Below are 21,333 nucleotides of genomic sequence, written 5' to 3'. Positions count from 1 at the left end.
CCCCCCCCCCCCCCCCCCCCCCCCCCCCCCCCCCCCCCCCCCCCCCCCCCCCCCCCCCCCACCCCCAATCCCTCCACAGCAGAAAGCCCGCCGAAATGGCGGGCTTTCCGACCGGCCGGAGGCCAGGAGAGTGCCGTCAAGCCTCACGGCTGGTTGTGCACTTCCGTTCCTGGCGATCCTGCCCTCAGCGGCGGGCGATCAGCAGGCAGAGCTGACGCAGGTCACGGTCATAGGTGCCCTCACTGCTGAGCACGTCGACGCAACGCTTCTTCATGCGCGCCACCTGGCTGCTGGACATCTGGGCCACGACACCCGGCAGGCTCGGATTGCTGGGGTTCGAGGGATTGCTGGGGTTGGACGGATTTGACGGATTGCTGGGATTGGTTCCAGTACCGACGCCCACGCCGACACCGACGCCGATGCCACCCGTGCCGCCGACATTGGCGCCGAGCCCTGCAGTGACGCCGCCTGTGCCACCGACATTGGCGCCCACTCCGGCATTGACACCATTGCTACCACCGACGGAAGCGCCGAGCCCTGCGCTGACGCCGGTCGAGCCGCCGATATTCGCACCCGCCCCGGCATTCACGCCGTTGGAGCCGCCGACCGAAGCACCGACGCCGGCGTTGACGCCGCCGCTGCCACCGACAGAAGCGCCGACGCCGGCATTGACGCCGCCGCTGCCGCCCACCGAGGCGCCGACACCGACGCCGAGCCCAGCTGCGCTTGCCGGCATGGCAAGAACGAGGACCATTGCACTACCTGCCAACACACTGGCGACTGTTTTGATGGTAAAAGCCATAACACTCTCCTGTTGTCGTTGCGCTAAGGCAGCCGGTGTACAACCAACTGCTAATTTAACTACGCGGCAGGTGAGCTTCAGTTTCAAACCAGCGCATACTTGCGCAAGTGATGGTATTAATTGATAAAATACAGAAACCTTAACAGTAATAAAACTCTAATACATATGTAAAAAAAATTCCATACCCGAAGCGTATATTATAGATATATTTGATCATATCAAAGGAAAAACGATTCTCGGGAAACCGCTCCTTCGGCGACAGACATCTCTGCCTGATACATAGCGTAAGGATTGGCCGTCAGCCACGATGGCCGAGCCCGCCAGCGATCTGCAGAACCCGGCGGGAGGCATTGGAACAACCAAGGCCGTCGACCGACCTAAAGCAGTTCCAGGAAATGTAAGGACCGGTTTTCCCCGGGAAAAGCGCATTGCGCTTTCCCTTGGAACTGCGCCAACACAAGAGATGGAGCGGTCAGCGTTTCTGTGAACCGGCGAACCGCCCTAAGGAAGCGCTGTTACCCCAACCCCAAGCCAGATGGGATCAGCCGCTCCAACTTGACCTCAGAATATCCGGTAGAACAGCCTGTAGTGCACACGTTCCATGTAAGCGCGATACTCGGGTGCGGCGGCCAGCAGGGCCTCCTCGCGCACGATGCGGTACAGTTGCAGATAGGTGATGACCGCATAGACCGCGAGGTTGTGGAAGGAAAAAGCCGACAGCAGATAAAGTACATGGCCGGCAAGGTAGCCGGCATAGATCGGGTGCCGCACAAGCCGGTAGGCGCCGCCCGTCATCACGCCGCGATTGGCAGGCAGGATGGCGAAGGACCGGCCCAGCGATATCTTGCCCCAGATGACAAACAACAGCGCAACCAACTGCAGCGGCGCGGCGATATAGACCGGAACAAGCGCCACGCCGGGTTCGAGGCTGATCAACGCAACCCCGAAACTGGCGGTCACGGAGACGATGACCGTGAGCGGATTCCAGTCACGCGTCACCGGACGCCGAGACAACAGCAGCCAAGTGAAAGTGAGTATCTCGGAAATCGCCACCAGCGCGGCGTTGAGCCGGGTCGGATCCTCCACGACCTGGTACACGCCGCGATAGACGAACAGACCCGCGCAGGCCAGGGCACAGAGGCGAAAGAAGCCTTCGCGCAGGTCGACCAGCAGGTCACGCCTTCGCGCGGCGGAGAAGTATCCGCCCCCGTTGTTCTGCGAAAACGCTTCACTTTTTGACGTGAGCAAGGCAAGCACCCCGATGATCCCTCGAAGGGACCATTGCACGCAACCATTGCCGGGCAGTTAACCGGCAAGATCGGATCAGCATCAAACGGGGGCAACGCCCTCGAAACATGCCGGGGAGGATGCGCCCGGATGCCAATCCGGTGGGCCGTGGACTACCGAGTGATGCGCATCCAGCCTCACCCCAGATATAGATTTGCGAAATACCCCGCGAAATCAGGGCGTTGCGTCAGGACCTTACCGTCGGCATCGCGCAAAATGCCGGCGGTGAAGAGATAGTCGCCGATCGCTTCCATCTTGGCCGGATCCATCGTGCCGATGGCGCCATTTTCTGCGCGCAGATAGTAGCCGTCGATCAGCGCCTTCAGCGACGCCTCGATCAATGCCGGATTGGTCAGGGCATCCTTGTTGGCGGCGATCAGCAGCGCGGCGGCGTCTCCGGGATGATCGACGGTGAACTGATAGCCGCGCCGCGTCGCCTGGATAAAGGCCGCCGCCAATGCCGGGTTTGCCTGGAGATAGGCTTCGCTCGACGAGATCAGTGTCGTGTGCTCGTCGGGCACGCCGTAGTCGGCATAGACGAAGCTGCGCTGCTTGACGCCTTTGAGTTCGGCCTCGACGCCTTCCCAGGTCGAAACCTCGAGCGTGAAATCGACGGAGCCATTGGCCAGCGCTTCATAGGCGGAGGTGCCGAGCGTCACCGTTTCGAAATTGCCCTTGCCGCCATCGTGGCGGATGATGGTCGAGATCAGCGCGTTTTCCCAGGCGCTGCCGAAACCGCCATAGGTCAAGCCGTCAAGATCCCTCGGGCTTCTGACCCCGCTGCGCGCCGCATTGAACACCACCCGGCCGGTTTCGGACTGCACCACGGCATAGACGGCCTTCAAGTCGGCGCCGGCGGTCTTCTGGGTGAACAGGCTGATGGTGCCGTTGATGCCGAAATCGGCGACGCGGTTGGCGACCAGCGTGCCGGCGCCGGTATCGCTGTAGGGCAGAATGTCGACCTCGAGGCCGGCCTCGCGATAAAACCCCTTGTCGCGGGCGACGAACAGCCCGATGTGGTTGGTGTTGACCGTCCAGTCCAGCGCGACGGTGATTTTTTGCGTCGCCGCGAAGGCACGCCTCGATCCGGCGATCAGCGGAAGACCGCTGGCAAGGGTGAGCAGCAAAGCCTGCCGGCGCGTGAAGTCAGTCATGGTCATGTCCTTTGGATGGTTGCGGGTCGAGCAAAATGTCGAGGATCTCGGCCTCGAGGGCGCTGGCCTGGCGCGCGGCAGCGCCAGTCGGATCGCGCGGGCGCGGCAACGGCACCCTGATTTCCCGCAACACACGGGCCGGGCGTGCCGACAGCACATAGATGCGGTCGGACAGGAACACGGCCTCGCGCACATCATGCGTGATCAGCAGCGCCGTCCAGCGATGATACCGCCACATCTGTTCGAGCCAGCGCTGCATGGCCGCGCGGGTCAGTGCGTCGAGCGCGCCGAACGGCTCGTCGAGCAAAAGCATGTCGCGCTCCTGCACCACCGTGCGCAGCAACGCCGCGCGCTGGCGCATGCCGCCCGACAGCTGTGCCGGAAAATGCCGCTCGAAACCGGCAAGCCCGAACTCGGCAAACAGCGGCGCGACGCACGCCCGCGCCGCCTTGCGTTTGACGCCTTGTACTTCGAGCCCGAGCGTCGCGTTGTCGAGGATGCGCCGCCACGGCATCAGTGCGTCGCGCTGCGGCATGAATGCAAAATGCCTGCCATGGTCGTCGAGTGGCGCGCCGTCGAAGAACATCTCGCCCTCGCCATGCTCCGCCCCCGTCAGAAGCTGGAACAGCGTTGACTTGCCGGCGCCCGAAGGCCCAAGGATCGAGACGAATTCACCGGCATCGACGCTGAGCGAAATGTCGGCCAGCACATCGAGGCCGCCAAACGCCTTGCGCACATGCCGCAGTTCGAGCCGGCTCATCGCCACGGCCCCTTCCCTGCCGGCTGCCGGTCGGCCCGCTCCCAAGGCATGGCAAGGCGCTGCAAGAGCACCGTCAGCCCGAACAGGACGAGGGTGAGCGCGGCACTGACACCGACGGCGGCCAGCACCAGATCGGGGCGGAAATTGTTCTTGGCGTTGAGCATATAGATGCCCAACCCTTTGGCCGCGCCGGCATATTCGGCAAAGATAGCGCCGACCACGGCATAGGTGATGGAGATCCTCAAGCCGGCGAAGAAATAGGGCAGCGCCGACGGCAGCCGCGCCAGCACGAAGACGCGCCAGCGCCCTGCCCCCATGGCGCGCAGCATCTGGCCGATCTCGGCCTCGGTCGCCTCATAGCCCTGCACCAGAGCCACCAGCATCGGGAAGAAGGTGACCAGCGCCACCAGCATGACCTTGGGGGCCAGACCGAAGCCGAACCACAGCACCACCAGCGGCGCGATCGCCACCAGCGGCAAGGTCTGGCTGACGATGAAGACGGGAAACAGCGCACGCCGCAGCGGCTGGAAGAAGTCGACCAGCATCGACAGCGCAAAGGCGGCACCGAGCGAGCAGGCAAAGCCGATCAGCGTGGCGCGGATGGTGGGAATGGCATTGTCGATCAGCGCGTCACGATTGAGTATCGCCTGCTCGAAGACGCGTGACGGCGCCGGCAGGACGGTCGGCTTGATGCCGGAATAGGTGGCGTATAGTTCCCACGCCACAAGGAGCAACCCGACCGAGATGATGGCGGGTACTGCCTTGGCAAGGGAACCCGCGAGCTGGCGCGGGCGGCTGGATGACGATGAGACCACGAAAGGACAACCTTGACGGTCGCGTGTAGGAAACGCGTTCTGTTCAGACAGCGGTGGGGCTGTTGGCCGAAACCGTGACGTCAAGGGTTACGTGGCCGGCGCCCGGCCCGAAGCGGCAGAAGGCTTCGTTCAGCGCCGAAAAGATCGCGCCCGTATCGCCGCGCAGTTTGGTGCAGAAGTTCTTGGAGCGATCGTAGACGCCGGACTGCTTCAGGAAATCGATGCAGCCGTAGATCTCGTCCATGTGGTCGCCGGTGCCCATCACATAGAGTGAGAATTGCGCCGCCGCCGGCTGGCCGGTGGCGGCAGCATTGCGCACGGCGCTGATGGCGGCGTCCTTGCGTGGGCCGAGCGGCCCGACAGGTCCGCCAAACGCGTCGGAACGGCAGATCGGATCGTCCGGCTCGCCCGGGCAGCCGCGCGAAATGGCCGCCGACAGCACGCAATGCTTGCCGCTGCGCGCCGCCGCCACGAACAGGTCGCGCAATGCCGGGAACAACACTTCCGGTGGCCCGACCAGCAAGGTTGAGATGTCGTCGGTCTCGATCCTGAGCCTGTCCCGGTAGGGATCGAGCGCGCCGAGCGCGCCAAGGATGACGCCGACGAAATCGTCGGCCATGGGGTATAGGGAAATCTGTGCGCCTGAAAACATCGCCCGCCTCGCTCCGCTGGTATTACCCAGATCAGCTTCTAGGGTCTGTGGGCTTGCCGCCCCCGTCTCAGCCCCGACCGTACGGAGCACCCCTGTGGATGGGCGCGTTAAAGCACCATTCGAACTGAAGGGGAAGCCGTTTTTTCAGCGCAGTGCGCCAGCGCTCACGTCTGCCCATCTTCCACCTTGCCGAAAAGCCGGATTTCGGGGGGCGACTTCCTGACTGGAGAGCGCGCGAACGGGGCATGCAATTTCAAGAGCCGTTTGAGCAGACGGCCGTAGGTAAGGTGTTGGACCCTGCCATCGGCAAGATCGAATTCCACGATCCCCCACCGTCTGACTGGCGCCTTGCCCGTCGGCGGGCCTAGCCGTCTGACCTGGAACGCCAGCCTGGTCTTGCGGCCGGCGACATCGAGATAGATGCCTGGAACGGTGCCCAGCACATGCCACATCATGGCAACATGCTCGATCGACATCTCAGGCAAAATCATCGTGTGGGCCGACTCCAGCCGCGCCCAGACGAAATCACCGGCCGGCTGCCGCATCCCCTTCAGGCTGCCTTTGCAGTAGGCGGGTGCGACCTCGCTCACAAGCGCGCGCATCGCGGTCGCCACGCTGTCGGTCAGGGTTTGCAGCGACACCCAGTCTGCTTCGGAAAACGGCACTTGCCCGAGAATGTCGCCATCATCGAAATCGGCGGACATCTTGTGCAGCGTTACACCACCATGAACGGCGTGCTGGCCGTCCACGGCCAGGCGATGGATAGGGTGCGGACCCCGATAATTGGGCAGCAACGCTGGATGAAGATTGAGCCCGCCTTTCGGGAAAGCACCGAGCAAGTCCGGTGGAACAAGGGCTGGAAACGCAAAGCAGATCAACACGTCGGCTCTGACCTCCGACAACTGGCTGCCGAGTGTGCCCCAATCATAGGGCCGGCCAAATTCGATCACCCTTGCCGGCGTGTTGCCGATATAGCGTTTGAGCAGCAATCTGCGTCTCAGCCTGCGGCGAAAATTGCCGGTGCTGAAATGTTTTTGGCGTTGGCGGGATCCCGGCACGACAATCGCGCGGATGAGATGACCTGCTTCAAGCCATCCTGACAGCAGCGGCCCGGTGTAGTGGGTGATGTCGAGCACGAACACGGCGGAAAGCTGGCCGGACCCGGTCCGCGGGCTCAAAAGCACCAGCCGTTCAAGGCGCACATCAAACCACTCCCCATCGGGGGGCGTTCAGACGGCAAGCCAGCCTCATCGGACGGGCCTGACCGGTTTGCAACGTAAAAGCCCGTCGGTCAGGGAGCCTTGACAAGTGAAGACGGCAAGGTGGCGGTGACATCGGAAAGCCGTCCGCCCTTCACGAGACGTGGCTTCTCATAGATTTTCTTCATGCGTATCTCCTGAAGCAAATCAGCATGCGCAGTTGGCCAGCAACGCCACCAACTGTCAATCGCCAGGCCGCGGCTGACAGTTGGTCTTCACACGGCCACAGGAATTGTCCCGCCCTGCTCCTCGAAAATGATCCGTAAACCTTACGAGACGGCCTTCTCGCGCACCGGCAGCTTCCAGCCCGGCCTGACGAAATGGCAGGTGTAGCCGTTGGGATATTTCTCCAGGTAGTCCTGGTGCTCGGGCTCGGCCTCCCAGAAGGCACCAACTGGCGCGACCTCGGTGACGACCTTGCCGGGCCACAGGCCGGAGGCATCGACATCTGAGATGGTGTCTTCAGCGACGTGCTTTTGCTCGTCGCTCGCATAGTAGATCGCCGAACGGTAGCTCATCCCGACATCGTTGCCCTGGCGGTTGCGCGTCGTCGGATCGTGGATCTGGAAAAAGCGCTCCAGCAGCGTGCGATAGCTGATAACCGCGGGATCGAAATTGATCTCGATGGCTTCGGCATGGGTGCCGTGGTTGCGGTAGGTGGCGTTGGGTACATCGCCACCGCTATAGCCGACACGGGTGGAGATGACGCCGGGATAGCGCCGTATCAGATCCTGCATGCCCCAGAAACAGCCACCGGCCAGCACTGCGCGTTCGGTCGAAGTCGCCATGTCACGTCTCCTCAAAAGGCAATCCCAGCTGTGTGACAGTTTCCCGTCCGGAATTGCGCAGACAAATTGGATTTCCCAATAAATGGGCATTGTCGTCTGCTTCGTCCAGTCGCGTGCAACGAACGCGGCCATGCGCGAACGATATCACGGCCTGGTCAGGGATCGAACCGCCTCAGCCGCGCGGATGCCGGGTCCGGCTGTCGGCATCAATCGGCAGATACCGCGTGCCGGGCGGAATGGCGGCAAAGCTGATGGGCACGGGCGGCGCCTTGCGCGACCAGTTGAAAAGAACGGTCTTGACCGGGAGGTTGCCAAGCCATGCCCGCAGTTGCGGCGGCACGCCATGACCCGGCCAAACCATCAGCATGCCGTGGTCGCGCAACCGCTGCCTGGTGATCCAGGGCGCGAACCGCATATCGAGGTCGGTGAAGATCGACGGCTTGTCATAGGCATTGAGGCCCGCCAGCATGGCCAACTGGGTGTTGCCGCCGACAATGTCGAGCCGGCCGGGTGCAGCTGCGTGCCAGACCGCCTCGGCCTCGTCCGAGATCGGCTGCGCCGGCCAGCAGACGGCGTCCATGCGCCCGCGCACATTGCAGTCCGTCCAGCGGATGGCCGCATAGGCGCCTGACATGGTGACGATGCAGAGGAACGCGCAGATCGCCAGCCTTCGCATCTCGATGGCGCCGAGCCGGTGGCCGAGGAAGGCGAGCGCCGCGACACCGACAAGATTGTACATCGGCGCGCCCCAGGCTTCGCCGGTGCCGGTGAACAGCGAGGCCACCATGATCAGGGCCGCCGGCCCGAGCCCCATCCACACGAGATAGACCAGAATGCCGCGCCCGACCGGTGTTTCGGGGGCGGGCGAGCGCCGCAACAGCCCCGATATCGCCAGCACCAGAAAAAAGCCGGAGAGCCCGGCCAGCTGGACACCGATGTAATAAAGGCGCGCACGGTGTTCGGTCACCCATTCGTCGCGGCCGGCGAAATAGGTCAGCGGCAGGAAATCGATGCGGTAGAGCGCGATGGCCAGCGGCGTGGCAATGGCGAGAAAAGCGGCAAGGCCAACCCATGGCCAAGGCGTCGCCAGCCGGCTGCGCGCGCGTGCATCGGACAACAGCCAGAGAGCGCCGAAGGCAAGCAGCAGGCCGGTGGAGAACTTGGCATAGAGCCCGACGCCCGACACCAGTCCGAGTGCCAGCCACCAGCCCGGCCCGCCGCCGCGGCCGGCGCGCCAGAGCAGCCAGCAGATGGCCGCCCAGAACGGCATCTGCGCATAGTCATGATTGAATTGCGGGGTCGGCCAGCCGAAGAAATAGACCGACGGCATCAAAAGCACGGCAGCCAGCGCGCGGCTTTGGCCGAGCATGTCGCGGGCCAGCAGATAGACCAGGACGAAGGTTCCCGAGATCGTCAGCTGGGCGAGCAGATATTGCGGCCAGTGGAACGATCCGGTCAGAAGATGGCTGGTTTCGAGCAGCCAGCCGGGAAGCTGCGGGTGCTTGTAGGTCAGGAGCACCCATTCGCGGCCCCACATGAAACCTTCCACGACATCGCCGGGCGGCGCTGGATCGATCAGTGCCGGCACCACTGTCCAGCACAGCATCTGCACCAGGCACAGAAGCGCCAGCAGATACCAGGGATGGCGAAGCAGGCCGGGCCAGACCGATGAACGGTCGATGCCCGTGACAGGCAATCTGGCCGGCAGCCAACCATCAATGGAGTCATCTATTCCCGTCATGCGGTGCTTAAATCACACCGACCGGTTTTTCGAATAGTGCCGATATCAAAGCTTACGAAAATGTATACTTGCACCGCCATTGCGGGGCCAAGATTGAGCAGGACATTCGCCGCTTCCTGCCACGCCCGGGCAAGACAGCCTGTGCATCACCCCTGTCCGAAGCTTCTGGATCCATCATGCGTCACAAGCACGCCGTCATTCACTACCGCGCGCTCGACTTCTGGATGGCGCGTGCGGCCGTCGTCGTCATCATCTGCCTGCAGCTTCTCGTAATCAACAACCTCTCCTTCGGACCGCGCTGGCTGGCTCCGGCGCTGGAGGCCGCCCTGCTCCTGCCGCTCTCGGTGGCGACGGCCTGGACGCAGGCCGCCACCAGAAAGGCGGTCGAGGATCACGAGTGGCATGCGATTGGCCAGTTTCGCGTCATGATTCGCCGCACGGCTTTGACCATGACCGCGATCATCAGCGTCATGAATTGCGGTTCGCTGGTCTTGCTGGTGCGGGCATTGCTGGAGGGCCATGCCGGCAACAGCGGCACCACGCTGCTGATTGATGCCCTCAACATCTGGGTAACCAACGTCATCGTCTTCGCCTTGTGGTTCTGGAGCACCGACCGCGGCGGGCCGCCGACCTGTGGCCTCGTCAAGCTGGCGCATGCCGATTTCCTGTTTGCACAGATGACCTTGAATGACCGCGAGCTTAGCCACTGGCTGCCGGGCTTCGTCGACTATTTCTTCCTCGCCTTCACCAATGCGACGGCGTTTTCGCCGACCGACACTCTGCCCCTCTCCCAGCGCGCCAAGCTTTTGATGATGGCCGAGGCGATGATCTCGCTGCTGACGATCGCGCTGGTCGCGGCCCGTGCCGTCAACATTCTGGCCTAATGGAGCGCGAGGTGGTGGAGGATCCCTCAATCCGCGCCGAGGTCGCGTTCGAAGACCACCTGGTCGCGCAGCGGAATGCCGTTCACAGCCAAGCCTTCGGGGTAACCGGTCGATGGTCCGAACGCATCCTGCACGATGCGATACATCCGAAAGCCCTGTCTCTGGTAGAAGCGCAGATTGCCGATATCGGCCGTTGCGGTCGAGACGATCAGGCGCCGGCCGTTGCGCTCGCGGCAGCGATTGATTGCCGCCGCGACAAGGGTACGCCCCAATCCCTCGCTCTGCCTTGCCGGACGGACCGCCAGGCTCTTGAGTTCGAAGACGTCGCCCTCACCAGTCTCGATGACCTGCACATGGCCGACGATCCTGTTGCCATCGCGCGCAACCAGCACCTCGCCCTCGTCGATATAGTTGGAGATCTGCGTCGGAGAATCGTCGGCAAGGGCAAACAGCGGCCGTAAGGCCTCGCGATCCCCGTCATATCGTTCAATCTGCATCGAAAAGCCCGGGCTGGATCAACGCCGCCGCCAGTGCGGCAGCCTTGCACCGGATATAGCAGTGGCCGGTCAGGGGCCACAAACGCAAAAAGCCCGCCCCGGCGTGAGCCGAGGCGGGCTTTGGATTCTCGGACGCTGGAAAAAGCCTGGAGCTATTCCTCAGGAGTTGGCCTGAACTTCCGCACGATCACCTCGAACAGAATATCCGATATCCACATGGCGCAGACGCCGATGAGAAACGCCGCCGCCAGCGTCGTGGTGTCGTCATTGGCCAGCGGCAGGCCGGTGGCGCGGGAATATTGGACCACGGGCAGCGTCAGATAGGCGGCGGCGAGCGCGCCGCAGATCGGCGACGCCACCATTTCACGCAGCTTGTAGCGGTGCCGCGACAGGGCGCGCAACACACCACCGGCCAGACCGGCGACGACGACGGGTCCCTTGATGCCGAGCAGGTCGAAGACATCGTGCATCATTTCATCGCCCTCGCGATGAGGGGGCCGAAGACCGCTGCGGCTCCGAATATGATCCGCCCGCCGAGCAGCATGGCTGAGTCCAGGGCGACGACCGTCATGGCTTCCACCCGCATAGCTTTTCGCCCTTGCGGTTGTGCGCCAGCAGCGCCTTGACCTCGGCGTCCGACAGCGCATCGACAGCGGTCGCCGACAGGCGCAGCGGACTGGACACAGAGCAGAACCCGCCTCTGACGGTCGTGCAGCCGGCCAGAGCGGCCAGGACGGCCGCAAGCATCAATCCCTTGCCCATGATTTGAGCTCCTTTCGCGCGGTGGCAGCCGGCAGCGCGCCGATGTCGTTCTGGACCTGGTCGGCGATGTCATGCGCCGCGGCCTCGGCGGCCGCCTGCCGGGCACGCTCGCTGCGCTCGCCGGCAAGCCGCTGGCGAACACCCCAGCCGAGCGCCGCCAGGATGGCGGCACCGATGCCGAGAACGGTCGGATTGCCAAGCAGGAAAGACAGCAGCGCGCTCATTGGTTTGGCTCATCCTTGACCAGATAGCCGATGGCAAAGACCGCGATCGGCAGAAGCGTCGCCCAGGTCTCGGCATCGTACCAGGACGGCCAGATATTGCGCACGAAGACGCCGGAAACCGACACGGCCGCGGCGGCAATGGTCGCGGCCGTCAGCTTGTTGGTGGGGCGGATGGTCGGTTGGGTGATGGTGGCCATGATCAGAAAATCCCTTGCAAGGCGACGGCAATGTGGTGCCAGGCGGCATAGGCGAAGAGCAGGCAGGCGGCGATGACCCCGCCTGCCTTGGCGGCAACCGGAATCCCGGAACCGGCGGGTGCCGGCGACGCCGGCTCGGCCGCGGGCGGGTTGCCGGCGGGCGTTTCATTTTCGGGCGGCCGCGGGGCCGGTCCGGACGCCGGCGTCGCAGGCTGCACGGGCGCGGGCACCGCCAATGGGGCCGACATCAGCAAGGCCTGGGCCCGCACCGACTTGACACGATCGGACCAGCCGCGCCCGAATGTTGCCCATGCCGGCAATCGCCTGAGAAACGCCAGCCGTGCATCGCAAAGCTGGTCGATGACGACGCCGGCCGGCCTTGCCCAGGCCGCCGCCAGCGTCGCCGGGCCGATGCGCCCGTCCTGGGAGACGCCCACGCTTGCCTGCAGGTATTTTGCTGCCCTGCCCGGTCCGCTGTTCACCGCGAAATCGAAGACGGCATAGTCGACGCCATCAGGCAGTTCGGCGCCGGCCACAGCGTCCCAATAGAAGCGCCGGTAGACGGTCGCCACCTGGTCATCCCCGATTGTCTTCAGATCGGCCTTGCTGGCGTCAGCCTTCACATAGCGGCGAAAGTTCGCCAGCGTCACGCCCTTCATGGTGGCGCCGCCCGGATCGGCCGGATTGTCCGACCAGCCGCCCTCGGATTTCAAGACAAGCGCAAGCGCCCGCGCGAAGTTGCGGTCCATGGGAGTTCCTTTCGGATGGGGTTGATCCACGTTATTCCGACCATGGGGCAAGGTTCTCACGCTATTGACATCAGAGAATTGGGCCCAAGAATTAACCACTTGGGATACGTCGTTCCCCCAGTGCTTTGATGCCAGTCGGTTCAGGATCGTATCGATGATACCTTTGGCCTCATCATCTCCATCCTTGACAACCCATTCGGTCATTAGGGTCTTCTTCAACCGGAGAATGTCCGCTGGAGACAAGTCGATGACCTTCGCGAATTGCCTGTTTGCGAGCCGCACGGGCTGGCTCGTGCCAACCTCGTTGGTGTCCGGCTCGCCATCCGATGCGCCCGCTGGCGTTTCTGTCTGAGCGGCTCTGATGTTGGCTAGTTGCTTGGCGACGGCAGCACGCTGCTTCGGATCGGGTACGGCTTCAAGCACCTGGCGCTCGGCCTCCTCTGCGTCCGGCGTCACGCTGCTGTCGCTCCAGGTCTTGATCAGGTCCTTGGCCACTGACAGAGGGAGCGGCTGAACATTCTTGATGCCCAATTGCCGCTGAGCGGCAAAAGATTGCGCGACAGCTGCGCCGAAATCCTCTGGCTTGGCGACCTGTTTCCACGCGGCATCCACGCCAGGCAGAACCTGGCGAACATAGGCCGCGGGGTCGACCTGCCTGTCTTGCAAGATCAAGGCGGCCGCGTCATTGATCAAATCGTACCGTGGCTTCTTCTGTTCAAACTGCGCCATTTCCCGGTCGTAGCGAGCCTGTTCCTGCTTATACTGTGCCGGAGCCTTCTTCGGGTTGTACGGATTCCTGGCAGGCATGGCGACGTCAAGCATGGTGTCAATGTCGCTTGCAGGCATGACGCGCATGCTGGCGAGATAGGGGCTGACATCAGCCCGCCATTTAAAGGTCTTGTACTGTTTTCCGCCCTCTTCAGCACCGAAGACGGCGGCGAACTGCTCAGGGCCGGGCACTGAACCGGAATAAGCAGTCCTGCCTGAAATGGCTGCTCGCGTATCCGGGGAAGCGAGTGCAACATTAGCGCTAGCGTTGATCAAACTTTCCGCATTTGCGGCATGCGCGGCCTGGACAAGTCCGTCAACAGTGCCGGGTGAAACGTCGGCAAGCAAAGTGTCGATCGGAAGATTATCCTGAAAGGCCTGCCCTATCCGTTCATTCGGCGCAAGGCGGCGAACGCGGTCACCTCTCGCGGCAAACATGGCCTGCACATCGGAGCTGCTGATCTCCCCTAAACCCGATCCCTCCTCCTCCCTCGCTCGATACGGGCCGGCGAGCCTGACGAGCAGGTCATCAGCGTGGGAATTCGATGAATGCGGCTGCGCGCCGAGCGTCGCGTCCCGCTGGATCGCCGCCTCGCCAAATGGCCCTGTCGCATCTGCATTCATGCCGCCCTGCGGCGAGCGTCGGAATGTGGTTTCGGTGAAAATGGTCATGTGTTCCGCACCGTTGGTTGCGCGTCATCGCGACTGCAGGAAGTCGCAGCAGGAATTGTCGGATTGAGTTTGGGGGACGAAGCTACAGCTGCTCTGCTCTCACCTAAACGCCCCCAGCGGATCACTCTGCCCTGCCGGCCGTCGCGCCGCCTTGAACTCCGCCGGATCGACCACCGCCTCGCGCAGCATCATCACGCCATAGCGTGTCGCCGCCATCAGGTCGTCCCGTAGCTTCACAACCTGGCCGTCCTTGCGATGGAAAAGCCTGAACTCCTCCCACCAATCGCTCAGCGTGGAAAACACCTTGAAGCGGCCGGATTGCATGCGGTCGAGCATCTCCATCAGCCCGGCCTCGACCGAGACCGAACCATCGGCGAATTGCGCGTGGCGCGACAGCATGTTCAGCCCGTGCGCCGCATATTGTTTGGCAAGCGCCACGCCGGCGCCTTCCAGCGTCTCGCGGCGGCCGTCGCGCGGCCAGGCGAAGGGCAGCCATTCGCCCCATGGTTTCAGCGTCAGGGTCTGCATCGCCGGCGTCTGCTGCGAGGCCCGCACTGCCTTGGTGACATAGACGACATCGGCCTCCGTATCCCAAGCGAGTTCGACCGCGGCCGACGGATGGTCCCAGCCGAAATCGAGCGCGCCGAGCCTGGGCCAGTAGCGCGGCAGCCGGAACGGCTCGCAGGCAATCAGCGCCTCGGCCACCGGAAAGATGCGGCCCGAGCCCAGCACCGGAATGCCGCGGGCGCGCGCCTCGCGCTCATGCGCGGGATAGGCGGCAACGATCGCCGCACGTTCCTGCGCCGAGTAATGCGCGGCATCGTCGATGGTCATGAAGGTGACGTGACGGGACATTTGAGCTTGCCCTAATTACCCGCCGTGACGAGCTATTGCCATTGATAATACTGTTCATCAATGCGAAGTTGCTGATGACTCGGGGGAGATACATGATCCGCATAGCAATCGTCGTCGCCATTGCCGCCAGTGCATCAGCATGCCAATCGAACGTTCCGTATGATACGAGTAAGAAGACCTGCAAGATGTACGCCACTGCTTCAGGGCTCAAACGCGAAGTTTGTATCCCGGATACACCAAATAAAGTATGCAATGTCTGGTACAATCAGATTACACGGGATGAAAGGATATGGTGTCAGCCGCTTACCCGGAAAGCAACTGATCCGAAGGCCCGCGCCAGGCAGCTTGCGGGCAGCCAATACCCTTGACTCGACTCCATCCACCTTCTTGACCATCAGCTCGACCTGATCGGCCATTGGAACGCCATGGCGGCGGCGCTGCTTGAGCTGGTGTGCAGCGCCCTACGAAGGCCCCTCTCGGACCGCTGCCCACTCATCTTTTCCTTTGCGGTTTTATCCGGTAAGTCTTGCCCCGCATTGGTGACACCGATGCGTTTTGGGCCGGAGCATTCTGCGCGGCCTGTACTCTACGCGGGTGGGAAAGCCACTCTTTGCCATGACAAATCTATTCGACGCGATGCGCCTGTCCGCCGAGGACAGCGAGACCGCTCATCTTTACTTCAGCGAAGGCGGCAAGATCCTGCTGCCGCTCGGCAAATCGACAAATGCCATGACAGGTCCGGAAATACTGCAGCGGCTGCTGTCGTCCTCCGATGACCACGGCGGCGCGCTTGCCAGCGACCTTCTTGGTGAGCTTGGCAAGACGGTGCCGTTGGAAAGCCTTCGTCTCCTGCTCACATCGGCCAGTGCCCGGACGCGAGCGGCGGGCGTGTTTCTGGCCACCTTTCAGAACCAGAACATAAGGTCGATGGTGGGCGAACTGGCCGCGTTGCTGGGGGATGACAGCCCGCGCATACGCTTCGATGCCGTAGAGTGTATCTTGCGATGCAGCACGCGCAACGATGGCGACCATCTGGCGCAAGCCCTGTTTGCTCTTGATGACGAGCATGAGGGCGTGCGCATGGGAGCTGTCCAATTCGTGCGCTTTGCAAAAGACTGGCAGTTGAAGCTTGCGCGCCAGCACGCGGCATTGCTCAGGCCGCAAACGGCGTTCTTGGCGATAGCAGATATTTCCGAGCAATGGCGAGATGTTGCATCAAACATGATCCGCGCGATGCTCGACCATTCCGAGCCGGTGGTGCGGCGTTACGGCCTGGGGCTGGCCAGTCGGGCGAGGTTGGTGGTCGTTGATGCTTTTGTCGAATGGGCGCAGGCGTCCGCCGATCCTGAAATCAGCAAACTGGCAACGGATTGCATCGAGCACAACCAGATATCGCAGCATGCGATATGGCATTCATCATTGCCGGCAATCACCTGAATTGCCGCTGACCGAGCGGTGATGCGGGAGACGGGGTGAGACCTCCCAGAACCAGGGTTCCCCGCCTCTGGCAGGGGCGAGGAACCCAAGTCCTGAGAGGTTACCCCTTACCCATCTTCTCCACCTCCCCCGCCGACAAGAACAACAACACCACATCGCTCATGCCCAGCAGCGGCGTGAACGTGACGATCGTAATCCCGCCGGTCGCGTTGGTGCGGGTCAGGCCTTCGGAATAGATGTCGAGCGGCGGCTCCTCGTCGAACCAGACGCCGTGCAGCGTCTCGCCCTGCCATTTCTCGCGGCCCTTCTCGAAGCTCTTGAACGACAGCACGCTCTCGCCGGCCTGCACGTCGCCGCCGCCGCCATGGCGCACGACGACACTGTCGAGCGCGCCGGGCGCACCGCGCCCCAAAATGGTCTGACGAAGTGCATCGGCCGGGATCATGCCGGTGCCCCAGGCCGCCTGCTGCTGCGGCGGGCCGACCAGCACGCGCTGCGGATTGTCGCGCGTGCCCTCGCCGGTCACGCCGGCCGCCCACAGCCGCACCGGCGTGTCGAAAACCTTGCCTTGCCACCATCGGGGATAGCGGCCGGTCAGATGCATCGCCCATTCGGCACCGCCCGCCCTGGTCTTGCCGAGCTGGTTGCCGGCCATGAACAGCCTTTCGCGGTTGATGGCACCAGCCGCGTGAAATTCAGCCTGGCGCTGATACGGCGTGTAGGCGGCCAGCAGATTGGTGCGGCGCCTGCGGTCAAGCTCCGCCAGCAGCGCCAGATATTCCGTCTTCGCCGCCATCGGCAGGGGCTTCGAGGAACGGCCTGAGGACGGCTTCGAGGCCGCGGATACGGCTACGGATCTCTTCATCGCTCAGGGCATCCAGATGGTTGACGGCGACATCGAATTCCCTAGGCAGGACTGACAGCACGATCTTCAGATACTGGTCCGGCTTGTCGGCCCGCACCTCGGCGATGACGCTGGCGCCATGCGCCCGGAAATCGGCGCGCACGGCAGCCAGGAAATCATCGCCCAGCGTCTTCTTCGTCCGCTTCGGACGAGGTTTTTGCGCAACTGAGGCGCTGCCGGCGGACTTGCGCCTTGCCGGCCTTGCCTTGCGGCGTGCCGGCCCGGGGGCGAGATCATCAGCCATTGTCACGCCCCGGAGCATCGGCAACGCCAACAGAAACCGTTGCCTTCGGCATCGATCCGGCCGACTTCTTCGAACGAACGTTTTTCTTCCTGGCCCTCTTGGCGCGCTTCGGCTTTGCCGCCCCAGCAGGCTTCGCCGCACCGGCCGGCCTTGCCGCGCCGGCCCGCGCTCTGAGCCCCGCCATAGCAAGGGACATCGCGTTTGCGCCGACACCCGGTCGCTCGAAACAAAAGCCACCCGCCGCATCCCGCACCATGCCGATCGATACGCCGGGCGCGACTTGTTCGACACGACCCAGCCGCGCCTGCGGCGCCGCACCCTCGAACGCGCCAATGGCGCTGACGATTTCGCGGCCGTCATTGTCGGTGATGATCGTGGCGTAGCGTTGGGTCATTGGATTCTCGCAAAGGTCGCGCTCTACGGCGCCCCCCTCTGTCCTGCCGGACATCTCCCCCACGAGGGGGGAGATTGGCAGCTTCCGGCGCCTCGCCATTCTTACAGCGTTGGAGATTGGCGAAAGCCGAGATGACAGCCGATCTCCCCCCTCGTGGGGGAGATGTCCGGCAGGACAGAGAGGGGCGCTGTCCYGCCAGCGTTCAAGATCGGCAGCCGCAGCGCCGTCACCTAAAGGATCGCCAAAAACACAAAACCCGCCTCGGCGGCGGGTCGTTGGCGCAAATCAGCACCATGGACAAATATGTAGCATGGCTGCCCTCACCCGGTCAACGGTCTTCTAAGAAAAAATTCCTATTTCACCGTTTGCCAGCGCTGCAGCGTTCGCCCTCAAGGCACCCCGCTGCCCGCGCGTTGCCTAATGCAGCCATTGATGGGAAGCTGCGCCGGAGGACGGGAGGACGGCCATGAGCAACGTCACCACGCATTACGGCAGCGACGGCATCGTCGAGCGCATACTGGCGGCCATCCCCGATGCCAAAATCGATAGCCTCAGTGCCGCGCAACTCTATCCGTTCGACCAGCTTCACGGCCGCGAACTCATCGCAACGCAGGAACATGCCGCCCGTCTTGCGCCCTCGCCCACCGACCGGATCCTGGATATCGGCAGCGGCATTGGCGGCCCGGCGCGCTTCCTTGCCGCCACCTATGGCTGCGATGTCGACGGCGTCGACCTGACGCCGGCCTTTGTCGAGGCATCCACGCGGCTGACCAAGCTCAGCGGCCTTGGCGACAAGGTTCGCTTTCAACAAGCCGACGCAACGCAATTGCCGTTTGCCGACAACATTTTCGACGCGGCGATCTGCTTCTATGTCGGCATGAACATCGCCGAGAAGGCCACCGTCATCGGACAGGCTTTTCGCGTGCTGAAGTCGGGAGGCAAGCTGATCTGGACCGAAGCGGTGCTGGACGGCGGCGAGCCGTATTACCCATTGCCCTGGGCGATCGCGCCGGCGACCAGCCACCTCGTCGATGAAAGCACCCTGAAGACCCTGTTCGCCGACGCCGGCTTCCAGATCGACGAAATCATCGACGAGACCGGCGAGCATGTCGAACTGGCGCTGAAAAGAGCCAGCTCCGGCATCCTGCCGTCACCCGCGCAGCAGCAGGCCAATGAAATCGTGCTGGGCGCCGAATTCGTGCAGCGGCGCAAGAACTACATTCGCAGCCTGAGCGATGGCAAGCTGGCATCGCTCGCAGTCGTCGCATCGAAGATTGGCTGATCGGGCTCGCTGCAAGTCAGCGCCAACAAAAAACCCGCCTCGGCGGCGGGTCATCGGCGCAAATCAGCACCATAGACAAAATCATAGCACAACTGCCCTCACCGGACAACCGGATCGGCATCAGCCGGCCACCTTCACCCCGCATTGGCTAGCCGGCTTTTCATAAACCGGCAGCTGTGGGATCATCAGCTCAAGCTCATGGAATGATTCGCGTCGCACCGCTTTGTCGGAGAGGACGATGGACAGACCAGCCATGGCATCCGTGTTCAGGATGCGGCATGCTCCAGCCTCGGTTTCCGGTGTGCGCAGCACCGGTCAGGGCCAGGCCGACCCTATGGTCCGCGTGAACTCGCTCGGCGACGCGATCCGCTTCGTCGCCAGTGCCTTTCCCCACTACGACATCAGCGCCGTCGCCATCACCTGCGGCGATCCGTCGATCCCGCGCCTCGACAGCCTGGACGTCAAGGCGCTGTGGCGCGAATATGGCGAGCGGCTGACGCAGGAATAGACGCCTCGCCGCTTTACGTGGATCTCTCGAGGCAGGCCAGGCAATCGGGGCCCTTTTGCCGTGACATGAGAGTTTGGTCTATAATCAGCCATCGAGATCGGAGGGCGTCGGGGTGGGAGATCAAAAAGGGCGCGAACAGCGGTCGCCGCCAGCCGACAAGCAACTCTCCTATGAACTCGACGGCAGGGACGGCCACGGCGAGAACAACAAGTCGAAGCGCAAGGCCATCCCGCTGTTCAAGGCAAGGTCCAATCGCCAGGGCCGCCATGGCGCCAGGATCGCAATTGCCGGCATGACAGGCGATGAGCGCGACATGGACGAAGCGAAACTGCGGGCAGCGGACTTCAAGGCATCGACGCCATGGAAGACCAAATCGCCGGACATTCCGCTTGGTGATCATCTGAAGCGGAAGCGCTAGCCAATGCCGGCTTCGGGCGGGTTGGCATGACCGTCCCCGGCGCCTTCACCATCATCACAATCATGCTGGTCCTGGTCGGTGTGCTGCCGATCTGGCCGTGGTCGCGCGGCTGGGCCTGGCGGCCGGCCGGGATAGTGGCGGCGATCCTGCTGGTGCTGCTGGTCCTGCTGTTCGCCAACAGGATCTGAGCCGAGCCAATTCCGTCGCCCCATCCCTCCATTGCGGATCGGAAACGCCGCTGGCGCGTTTCACCTTTGGTCAACTGAGGGAAAACGCCATGAACGTCGCCAATCTGCAACTCGAAGGCCTGCTGATGGCCGTCGCATCGATCAACCACGTCCTGGTTCGAAAGGGGGTGCTGACAGCGCAGGAGATCGACATCGCGCTGCGCAAGGCAGAGGCCGGGGAAACCGGTGAGGAGCGATCCGGCGGCATGTCGGCATCGAGCCGCGACGCCGTCAATTTCCCGATCCGGCTGCTGGAACTCGCCAACCAATGCCAGCCCGAGGCCGACATGCCCTCATTTTCTAAACTGGCCCGCATGGTCGGCCAGATGAAGGAACCCTACAACGACCAGGTCTGAGACCGGGACTGGGTTTTCGCGCCTTTGACGCCGGCATGCCCGCGGCTCGCCTTGTCGCGTCTATCCATTTTCATGCGCCTTCGCCTATAACAGCCGGATGCCAGGGCCATCCCACCTCCCCCGCAATCGCCTGGACGCGCTGGTCGACGGCATCCTCGCCATCACCATGACGCTGCTCGTCTTCGGGCTTCGGCTGCCCGACGATATCCATGGCGATCTGTTCGGCGCGCTCGGCGATCTCAGGCCGAAGATCGTCTCCTGGGTGGTCTCCTTCCTCATCCTGGCGCTATGCTGGCAGCGCCATGTCATCGACTTCCGCCAGGTCGGGCATGTCGACGCGCGGCTGTTCCGGCTGGTCGTGCTCTGGCTGTTGGTGACCAGCGTTGTGCCGTTCACCACGACACTGATCGGCGAGCATGACGAGCTCCTGCAATCGCACATCGTCTACGCCGTCAACATCACCGCCATCCAGCTTGCGGCCGTGCTGCGCGACCTGCACCTGAAGGCGCACCCGGAGCTGTTCGTCGACGGCAAGGCCGAGGGCCACGAGGTCGGCTGGCGGCCGGCCCTGATCATCGGCCTCAGCGCGCTGGCGAGCGTTGGCATAGCCTTCTGGCGGCCGACCGACGCATCGCTCGCCTATCTGCTGATCTGGCCACTGACGCTGCTCGCCAACCGGCTGCGGCAGCGATAGGGC

The 21,333-nt window shown here is 63.2% G+C and carries 27 protein-coding genes and 1 riboswitch; of the genes, 8 read left to right on the top strand and 19 right to left on the bottom strand.

The window, feature by feature from the left end:
* Positions 1-184 precede the first annotated feature (184 nt).
* The 9 genes from AC1DX4_RS33350 to AC1DX4_RS33310 all read right to left on the bottom strand — a co-directional run bounded on the left by AC1DX4_RS33350 (position 185) and on the right by AC1DX4_RS33310 (position 9,258).
* Positions 185-802, bottom strand: a complete 618-nt coding sequence (locus AC1DX4_RS33350) for a hypothetical protein (protein ID WP_477224368.1) — start codon at positions 800-802, stop codon at positions 185-187.
* A 561-nt stretch (positions 803-1,363) separates the two neighbouring features.
* Positions 1,364-2,059, bottom strand: coding sequence for a methyltransferase family protein (locus AC1DX4_RS33345; protein WP_477224367.1), 696 nt, complete (start codon positions 2,057-2,059; stop codon positions 1,364-1,366).
* Positions 2,060-2,226: 167 nt separating this feature from the next.
* Positions 2,227-3,243 (bottom strand): ABC transporter substrate-binding protein, encoded by a 1,017-nt coding sequence (locus tag AC1DX4_RS33340; RefSeq protein ID WP_477224366.1) that lies wholly within the window; start codon positions 3,241-3,243, stop codon positions 2,227-2,229.
* Positions 3,236-4,003 (bottom strand): ABC transporter ATP-binding protein, encoded by a 768-nt coding sequence (locus AC1DX4_RS33335; protein WP_477224365.1) that lies wholly within the window; start codon positions 4,001-4,003, stop codon positions 3,236-3,238. The genes AC1DX4_RS33340 and AC1DX4_RS33335 overlap by 8 nt, the downstream gene beginning before the upstream one ends.
* Positions 4,000-4,818 (bottom strand): ABC transporter permease, encoded by an 819-nt coding sequence (locus AC1DX4_RS33330; protein WP_477224364.1) that lies wholly within the window; start codon positions 4,816-4,818, stop codon positions 4,000-4,002. The genes AC1DX4_RS33335 and AC1DX4_RS33330 overlap by 4 nt, the downstream gene beginning before the upstream one ends.
* Positions 4,819-4,861: 43 nt before the next feature.
* Positions 4,862-5,470 carry a YkoF family thiamine/hydroxymethylpyrimidine-binding protein gene (locus AC1DX4_RS33325; RefSeq protein ID WP_477224363.1) on the bottom strand — a complete coding sequence of 203 codons (609 nt, stop codon included), beginning with the start codon at positions 5,468-5,470 and terminating at the stop codon, positions 4,862-4,864.
* A riboswitch (TPP riboswitch) is annotated at positions 5,461-5,574 on the bottom strand. It overlaps the preceding gene by 10 nt.
* A gap of 60 nt (positions 5,575-5,634) precedes the next feature.
* Positions 5,635-6,672: a formyltransferase family protein gene (locus AC1DX4_RS33320; protein WP_477224362.1), complete on the bottom strand. Its 1,038-nt coding sequence runs from the start codon at positions 6,670-6,672 to the stop codon at positions 5,635-5,637.
* Between the two features lie 326 nt (positions 6,673-6,998).
* Positions 6,999-7,517 (bottom strand): peptide-methionine (S)-S-oxide reductase MsrA, encoded by a 519-nt coding sequence (msrA, locus tag AC1DX4_RS33315; RefSeq protein ID WP_477224361.1) that lies wholly within the window; start codon positions 7,515-7,517, stop codon positions 6,999-7,001.
* 172 nt (positions 7,518-7,689) lie between these two features.
* Positions 7,690-9,258 carry a glycosyltransferase family 39 protein gene (locus tag AC1DX4_RS33310; RefSeq protein ID WP_477224360.1) on the bottom strand — a complete coding sequence of 523 codons (1,569 nt, stop codon included), beginning with the start codon at positions 9,256-9,258 and terminating at the stop codon, positions 7,690-7,692.
* A gap of 176 nt (positions 9,259-9,434) precedes the next feature.
* Here AC1DX4_RS33310 and AC1DX4_RS33305 point away from each other — a divergent pair, with 176 nt between their 5' ends.
* Positions 9,435-10,142, top strand: a complete 708-nt coding sequence (locus AC1DX4_RS33305; RefSeq protein WP_477224359.1) for a hypothetical protein — start codon at positions 9,435-9,437, stop codon at positions 10,140-10,142.
* 26 nt (positions 10,143-10,168) lie between these two features.
* Here AC1DX4_RS33305 and AC1DX4_RS33300 read toward each other — a convergent pair whose 3' ends face one another.
* The 7 genes from AC1DX4_RS33300 to AC1DX4_RS33270 form a co-directional block, all read right to left on the bottom strand.
* Positions 10,169-10,639: a GNAT family N-acetyltransferase gene (locus tag AC1DX4_RS33300; RefSeq protein ID WP_477224358.1), complete on the bottom strand. Its 471-nt coding sequence runs from the start codon at positions 10,637-10,639 to the stop codon at positions 10,169-10,171.
* A 152-nt stretch (positions 10,640-10,791) separates the two neighbouring features.
* The gene (locus AC1DX4_RS33295; protein WP_477224374.1) at positions 10,792-11,109 is read right to left on the bottom strand and encodes a hypothetical protein; all 318 of its coding nucleotides are present in this window, start codon (positions 11,107-11,109) and stop codon (positions 10,792-10,794) included.
* A gap of 97 nt (positions 11,110-11,206) precedes the next feature.
* The gene (locus tag AC1DX4_RS33290; RefSeq protein WP_477224357.1) at positions 11,207-11,401 is read right to left on the bottom strand and encodes a hypothetical protein; all 195 of its coding nucleotides are present in this window, start codon (positions 11,399-11,401) and stop codon (positions 11,207-11,209) included.
* Positions 11,386-11,625: an ABC transporter permease gene (locus AC1DX4_RS33285; RefSeq protein ID WP_477224356.1), complete on the bottom strand. Its 240-nt coding sequence runs from the start codon at positions 11,623-11,625 to the stop codon at positions 11,386-11,388. The genes AC1DX4_RS33290 and AC1DX4_RS33285 overlap by 16 nt, the downstream gene beginning before the upstream one ends.
* Positions 11,622-11,822 carry a hypothetical protein gene (locus tag AC1DX4_RS33280; protein ID WP_477224355.1) on the bottom strand — a complete coding sequence of 67 codons (201 nt, stop codon included), beginning with the start codon at positions 11,820-11,822 and terminating at the stop codon, positions 11,622-11,624. Before AC1DX4_RS33280 ends, AC1DX4_RS33285 begins: the two co-directional genes overlap by 4 nt.
* A 2-nt stretch (positions 11,823-11,824) precedes the next feature.
* Positions 11,825-14,011: a glycoside hydrolase family 108 protein gene (locus tag AC1DX4_RS33275; RefSeq protein ID WP_477224354.1), complete on the bottom strand. Its 2,187-nt coding sequence runs from the start codon at positions 14,009-14,011 to the stop codon at positions 11,825-11,827.
* 99 nt (positions 14,012-14,110) lie between these two features.
* Entirely contained in the window at positions 14,111-14,866 is a 756-nt protein-coding gene (locus tag AC1DX4_RS33270) for a phage terminase large subunit family protein (protein ID WP_477224353.1), read from the bottom strand.
* A gap of 615 nt (positions 14,867-15,481) precedes the next feature.
* Between AC1DX4_RS33270 and AC1DX4_RS33265 the strand changes: the two genes are divergently transcribed.
* The gene (locus AC1DX4_RS33265; protein ID WP_477224352.1) at positions 15,482-16,303 is read left to right on the top strand and encodes a HEAT repeat domain-containing protein; all 822 of its coding nucleotides are present in this window, start codon (positions 15,482-15,484) and stop codon (positions 16,301-16,303) included.
* 100 nt (positions 16,304-16,403) lie between these two features.
* Here AC1DX4_RS33265 and AC1DX4_RS33260 read toward each other — a convergent pair whose 3' ends face one another.
* From AC1DX4_RS33260 to AC1DX4_RS33250, 3 genes are read right to left on the bottom strand one after another with little or no spacing between them, the layout of a single operon-like run.
* Positions 16,404-17,099, bottom strand: coding sequence for a terminase large subunit domain-containing protein (locus AC1DX4_RS33260; protein ID WP_477224351.1), 696 nt, complete (start codon positions 17,097-17,099; stop codon positions 16,404-16,406).
* The gene (locus tag AC1DX4_RS33255) at positions 17,056-17,451 is read right to left on the bottom strand and encodes a hypothetical protein (RefSeq protein WP_477224350.1); all 396 of its coding nucleotides are present in this window, start codon (positions 17,449-17,451) and stop codon (positions 17,056-17,058) included. The genes AC1DX4_RS33260 and AC1DX4_RS33255 overlap by 44 nt, the downstream gene beginning before the upstream one ends.
* Positions 17,444-17,845, bottom strand: coding sequence for a hypothetical protein (locus tag AC1DX4_RS33250; RefSeq protein ID WP_477224349.1), 402 nt, complete (start codon positions 17,843-17,845; stop codon positions 17,444-17,446). The genes AC1DX4_RS33255 and AC1DX4_RS33250 overlap by 8 nt, the downstream gene beginning before the upstream one ends.
* A gap of 466 nt (positions 17,846-18,311) precedes the next feature.
* Between AC1DX4_RS33250 and AC1DX4_RS33245 the strand changes: the two genes are divergently transcribed.
* The 6 genes from AC1DX4_RS33245 to AC1DX4_RS33220 all read left to right on the top strand — a co-directional run bounded on the left by AC1DX4_RS33245 (position 18,312) and on the right by AC1DX4_RS33220 (position 21,330).
* A complete protein-coding gene (locus AC1DX4_RS33245) occupies positions 18,312-19,127 on the top strand; it encodes a class I SAM-dependent methyltransferase (protein WP_477224348.1) in 816 nt (271 codons plus the stop codon).
* A 238-nt stretch (positions 19,128-19,365) separates the two neighbouring features.
* Positions 19,366-19,635 carry a hypothetical protein gene (locus AC1DX4_RS33240; RefSeq protein WP_477224347.1) on the top strand — a complete coding sequence of 90 codons (270 nt, stop codon included), beginning with the start codon at positions 19,366-19,368 and terminating at the stop codon, positions 19,633-19,635.
* Positions 19,636-19,747: 112 nt separating this feature from the next.
* Positions 19,748-20,053: a hypothetical protein gene (locus AC1DX4_RS33235; RefSeq protein ID WP_477224346.1), complete on the top strand. Its 306-nt coding sequence runs from the start codon at positions 19,748-19,750 to the stop codon at positions 20,051-20,053.
* 26 nt (positions 20,054-20,079) lie between these two features.
* Positions 20,080-20,241, top strand: coding sequence for a DUF3309 family protein (locus tag AC1DX4_RS33230; protein WP_477224345.1), 162 nt, complete (start codon positions 20,080-20,082; stop codon positions 20,239-20,241).
* Positions 20,242-20,330: 89 nt separating this feature from the next.
* Entirely contained in the window at positions 20,331-20,636 is a 306-nt protein-coding gene (locus AC1DX4_RS33225; protein ID WP_477224344.1) for a hypothetical protein, read from the top strand.
* 97 nt (positions 20,637-20,733) lie between these two features.
* Positions 20,734-21,330 carry a TMEM175 family protein gene (locus AC1DX4_RS33220; RefSeq protein ID WP_477224343.1) on the top strand — a complete coding sequence of 199 codons (597 nt, stop codon included), beginning with the start codon at positions 20,734-20,736 and terminating at the stop codon, positions 21,328-21,330.
* The last annotated feature ends 3 nt before the right edge of the window (positions 21,331-21,333 follow it).

The organism is Mesorhizobium sp. P3_A8 (assembly GCF_056402995.1).
Note: the sequence above shows the minus strand (reverse complement) of the source record. Positions and strands in the feature narration are given on the sequence as shown.

Bases quoted from the DNA above. Each gene is read 5' to 3' on its own strand.
- AC1DX4_RS33350 (WP_477224368.1), bottom strand. From the start codon at position 802: ATGGCTTTTACCATCAAAACAGTCGCCAGTGTGTTGGCAGGTAGTGCA.
- AC1DX4_RS33340 (WP_477224366.1), bottom strand. From the start codon at position 3,243: ATGACTGACTTCACGCGCCGGCAGGCTTTGCTGCTCACCCTTGCCAGC.
- AC1DX4_RS33335 (WP_477224365.1), bottom strand. From the start codon at position 4,003: ATGAGCCGGCTCGAACTGCGGCATGTGCGCAAGGCGTTTGGCGGCCTC.
- AC1DX4_RS33325 (WP_477224363.1), bottom strand. From the start codon at position 5,470: ATGTTTTCAGGCGCACAGATTTCCCTATACCCCATGGCCGACGATTTC.
- msrA (WP_477224361.1), bottom strand. From the start codon at position 7,517: ATGGCGACTTCGACCGAACGCGCAGTGCTGGCCGGTGGCTGTTTCTGG.
- AC1DX4_RS33310 (WP_477224360.1), bottom strand. From the start codon at position 9,258: ATGACGGGAATAGATGACTCCATTGATGGTTGGCTGCCGGCCAGATTG.
- AC1DX4_RS33305 (WP_477224359.1), top strand. From the start codon at position 9,435: ATGCGTCACAAGCACGCCGTCATTCACTACCGCGCGCTCGACTTCTGG.
- AC1DX4_RS33300 (WP_477224358.1), bottom strand. From the start codon at position 10,639: ATGCAGATTGAACGATATGACGGGGATCGCGAGGCCTTACGGCCGCTG.
- AC1DX4_RS33295 (WP_477224374.1), bottom strand. From the start codon at position 11,109: ATGCACGATGTCTTCGACCTGCTCGGCATCAAGGGACCCGTCGTCGTC.
- AC1DX4_RS33290 (WP_477224357.1), bottom strand. From the start codon at position 11,401: ATGGGCAAGGGATTGATGCTTGCGGCCGTCCTGGCCGCTCTGGCCGGC.
- AC1DX4_RS33285 (WP_477224356.1), bottom strand. From the start codon at position 11,625: ATGAGCGCGCTGCTGTCTTTCCTGCTTGGCAATCCGACCGTTCTCGGC.
- AC1DX4_RS33280 (WP_477224355.1), bottom strand. From the start codon at position 11,822: ATGGCCACCATCACCCAACCGACCATCCGCCCCACCAACAAGCTGACG.
- AC1DX4_RS33275 (WP_477224354.1), bottom strand. From the start codon at position 14,011: ATGACCATTTTCACCGAAACCACATTCCGACGCTCGCCGCAGGGCGGC.
- AC1DX4_RS33270 (WP_477224353.1), bottom strand. From the start codon at position 14,866: ATGTCCCGTCACGTCACCTTCATGACCATCGACGATGCCGCGCATTAC.
- AC1DX4_RS33265 (WP_477224352.1), top strand. From the start codon at position 15,482: ATGACAAATCTATTCGACGCGATGCGCCTGTCCGCCGAGGACAGCGAG.
- AC1DX4_RS33260 (WP_477224351.1), bottom strand. From the start codon at position 17,099: ATGGCGGCGAAGACGGAATATCTGGCGCTGCTGGCGGAGCTTGACCGC.
- AC1DX4_RS33255 (WP_477224350.1), bottom strand. From the start codon at position 17,451: ATGGCTGATGATCTCGCCCCCGGGCCGGCACGCCGCAAGGCAAGGCCG.
- AC1DX4_RS33250 (WP_477224349.1), bottom strand. From the start codon at position 17,845: ATGACCCAACGCTACGCCACGATCATCACCGACAATGACGGCCGCGAA.
- AC1DX4_RS33245 (WP_477224348.1), top strand. From the start codon at position 18,312: ATGAGCAACGTCACCACGCATTACGGCAGCGACGGCATCGTCGAGCGC.
- AC1DX4_RS33240 (WP_477224347.1), top strand. From the start codon at position 19,366: ATGGACAGACCAGCCATGGCATCCGTGTTCAGGATGCGGCATGCTCCA.
- AC1DX4_RS33230 (WP_477224345.1), top strand. From the start codon at position 20,080: ATGACCGTCCCCGGCGCCTTCACCATCATCACAATCATGCTGGTCCTG.
- AC1DX4_RS33225 (WP_477224344.1), top strand. From the start codon at position 20,331: ATGAACGTCGCCAATCTGCAACTCGAAGGCCTGCTGATGGCCGTCGCA.
- AC1DX4_RS33220 (WP_477224343.1), top strand. From the start codon at position 20,734: ATGCCAGGGCCATCCCACCTCCCCCGCAATCGCCTGGACGCGCTGGTC.